General features: G+C 57.8%; 1 protein-coding gene. It reads left to right on the top strand.

Going from position 1 to position 3,520, the window contains the following annotated elements; translation table 11 throughout:
• The first annotated feature begins 19 nt into the window (after nt 1–19).
• On the top strand, nt 20–3,490 hold the full coding sequence (locus tag ACM6JM_RS12630) for an NEL-type E3 ubiquitin ligase domain-containing protein (protein WP_414882004.1): 3,471 nt from the start codon (nt 20–22) through the stop codon (nt 3,488–3,490).
• Nucleotides 3,491–3,520 lie beyond the last annotated feature (30 nt).

Below are 3,520 nucleotides of genomic sequence, written 5' to 3'. Positions count from 1 at the left end.
AGGACGGCAGTTTGTCGACATGCTCGACGGCAGCATCTTTCTGGTCGGCCTGGACAGCGAAAGCGGCCTGTACCGCGCCAGGCTGAGCAGTGAGCGAGTCCCGTCCGGCCCGCTGCTTCTGCAAGACCCCGACAGCAGGCTCTGGTACCCGATGGTCGATCTGGAGTCGATGACCTTCAGTCTGAGCAGCCGTCGCCTGGAAGACTTCCGTACCTCTCTGGACTTTTCTAACCAGGTGCCTGACAGCGATGGATTGCATCGTTTCGAAGGCAAGCTCTACCTGGTCATCGACAATCAGGCTTATCAGGCCATGCATGATGTGGAGGCATCCTCGCCGAACCTTCAGGTGATGCGCATCGTCCGGCCCCAGGATGCGGTGGCCCGGGACGAGCACAACCGATATGTCGCCACGCGCCCGGGCAGGTCGGAAGCTGTTTTCTATGATGAGCGGATCGGCTGGAGCGGACTGGTCGTCGGCGGCGCAGGGGGGATGTTTCCGGGACGGGGAAACACCTCAGGCAATCCGTCCGGCGCTCAACTGAACGCCGCGCTCGGCCGGTTCCTGCAAACGCATCTGGGGCGTCTTCGCAAGCTTTACCCGGCCCTTGATGAGCCGGGGCTCAGAGCCGCCATGGATTCACTGGGAAAGGATGTCGAAGGTGGACTGAAACGACTGGAGGCCGAATTAGCGACTCTGAAAGAGGATCTGGTGGCCTGGATCCAGCAAACCGCCGAGGCTTCACAGGCCCACAAGCACTGGGCAGTTCGTGTAAACGATCACATCCTGCGTTGCTGGCGCCGAGAATCAGGCACGATTCTCTGGCTGCCGGAGGGCGGAGGAGGAGCACTTCCGCCCCTGAAGGTGAGTTTTGGGCATATCGAGGTTTTGAAAATCAAAGGCATAGCCTGGCCAGGCACCGGCGATGACTTTCTGACACATTTCCCACGACTTACCCGCCTGAGCATTGTCGAATCGGGGCTCACCGCAGTTCCTGACTCGATCCGCGCGATGCCCGAACTGACCATGCTCGATCTGCACTCCAACCGGATTGTGCTGGATCAAAAAGGTGCGCAAGCACTCGGCAGCATGGTCAGGCTCAAGCAACTTGATCTGTCGGGTAACCCCCTGGGCATGACACCTGACTTCAGCAACATGTCCGAGCTGAGAAATCTCAATCTCAGCCATACAGGAATCGATCAGTGGCCAGCGGGATTACGGACTCAAACCGAAATGGACCAGATCGACCTGCGCTCCAACCGATTGCGCGAGGTCCCGCCCGAGCTGCTCGACCCAAGCGGTGAACAAGGGCTCACCCAAGTCCGGATCAATGCCGTCACACTGCTGGACGGCAATCAGTTCTCCGAGGGCTACTGGCAGCATTTCGACCGCTTCTGGGAGCTCGCCTCGAATCGATATCCCATCAACGAGATCTACACCGTCAAAGATGCCTTCATTCTTCCCAGCCCGTTGGTAAAGCGACTTCAGAACATCCACCCCCATAAAAGCATCCACGAGGCCCGAGAATTCCTGAGCGGCCTGGGGCCGGATACGGAAGCCACAATTACACGGCTCGAACGAGAGTTTCAGACCCTGGAAAGTCAGTTGAATGCCTGGTCGTTTTCCGGTGGCGGTTCCCGGCAGCGCTACGTGCGGGCAAACCAGATGCAACTCGATCCCGACAGACTGGGCGATCGTTACAGGGCGAAAACACGAATACTCGCTTGCTGGAGACGTGAAACACCGCAAAAGTACGCCGCCGATGGAACGCCCATAGGCCTGGAACTGAAACTGAACGGTTTACGCCTGGACAGCGTACCGGATCTGAACGACGTTGATTTCAGTCATGTCGGTTCACTGAAACTGAGCGGCATGAACCTGAGCGTTTCCCCGGATGGTTTCCTGGCGAGGTTTCAGCATGTCCGCTGGCTGGACATGTCGAACAACCAGTTACGCGAGCTTCCTGCCGCGATCGGACAAATGCATGCCATGACGCGGCTGTCCCTGCAAAACAATCGGATCACGCTGACGCCGGAAACAGCTCGCATACTCTCCGAACGCGTAACGCTGCGAGCATTGATGCTCAACGATAATCCACTGGGCATCACTCCGGACTTCAGCGCAATCACGGATATGCGCTCGCTGAACCTGGGCAACACCAGCATTGATACCTGGCCGCCCGGGCTATCGGCACAACCGGCGCTGGAAGACATCCTGCTGTACGACAATCGGATCACGACAATTCCGGACGCAATCATCGACCCTCCCGATGCACTGCTGCTCCAGCAGCTTCGAGTAAACAGTGTGACCGACGTGAGTGGCAACCCGCTGTCAGAAGTCTCCCTGGAGCGCATCCAGCGTTTCCGCGACCGTGTCGCTGCTCAGAGACTGGTCTCGGGTGACTTGAGTCGCTTGCTCTCGATAACTCGCGCCCAGCCGTCGCTGAATACACAAGCATTCCTGGAAAACACTCTTCTCAGAAACGCACTTCCGTCAGCGCATTCAACTTCGGACGGGCTCTTGCGCTGGACTCAAGGCATGCCTGCACAGCAGGTTGCGCTGAAACGGGAACAGTGGCAAAGATTGATCAGCCAACAGGGGGCGCAAGCTTTCTTCACCGTGTTGCAACGCCTGAACGCCGGCCCGGTCGCACACCCGGATTTGCAGCGCAGGGTCTGGAACGTTCTGGATTCGATCAGTGAAAACAGCGCTGAATCGGATCAATTGCGTCGGGATCTTTTCGATCGTGCCGGCGAACCGGCCTGCTGCGATCGAGCGGCCTTCTCCTTTGGCAATCTCGAGGTTCTGACCATGGTCTACAGCGCCCGCAAACAAGCCGGGGATCACGCGCTGGGCCCGCAACTGGTGCATTTGTCGCGCCGTCTGTTCCGTTTGCAGGAAGTCGACAGACTCGCTGCGGAAGATATTCAGCGCAGCGAAGCAATCGTCAGGGATCCGCAGGTTTCCGAGGAGGAAAAACGACCGCACGTCCTGCGTTTGCAGGAAGAGGTCGAAATCAGACTGGCCTATCGATTCGGGCTCAAGGACTCCCTTGAACTTCCGGGCCAGCCAGAAAACGTCAGTTTCATCGGGATGGGTCGCGTTACCCGCGAAATGCTGAGCGGGGTTTATAAAGCCGTGATTGACCTGGATAACTCGCCTGCGGAACGCCAGGCTCTGCTTTCACGCGAATTCTGGAAAGACTACCTGACGAGCAAGTATCGACAGCAATTCGAAGAGCAGCGCGAGCCTTATCAGGCCCGACTCGCCGAGCTGCATGAAAGCCTCGAAGCCAAACAACTGACCATGGAGCAATACCAGGCGAAAAGCGATGATCTGCAAGGACAACTGGCAATAGATGAAGCGACATTGATGCAGACCCTGACCCGTCAGGAGCTGGACCAACCCGCTGCTCCCGATGATTCGCACGTTTCGGGTTCGCAGCCAAACAAGGCAATGACGCCGACGACTGAATCAAGTATTCAAGGATGAACACCCCATGCCAGTAAAACCGCCCTCCAA

Origin of the sequence: Pseudomonas sp. IT-P2 (genome assembly GCF_949767575.1) — a bacterium.
GTDB lineage: Bacteria > Pseudomonadota > Gammaproteobacteria > Pseudomonadales > Pseudomonadaceae > Aquipseudomonas > Aquipseudomonas pharyngis.
This window is presented reverse-complemented; position numbering and strand designations above follow the sequence as displayed.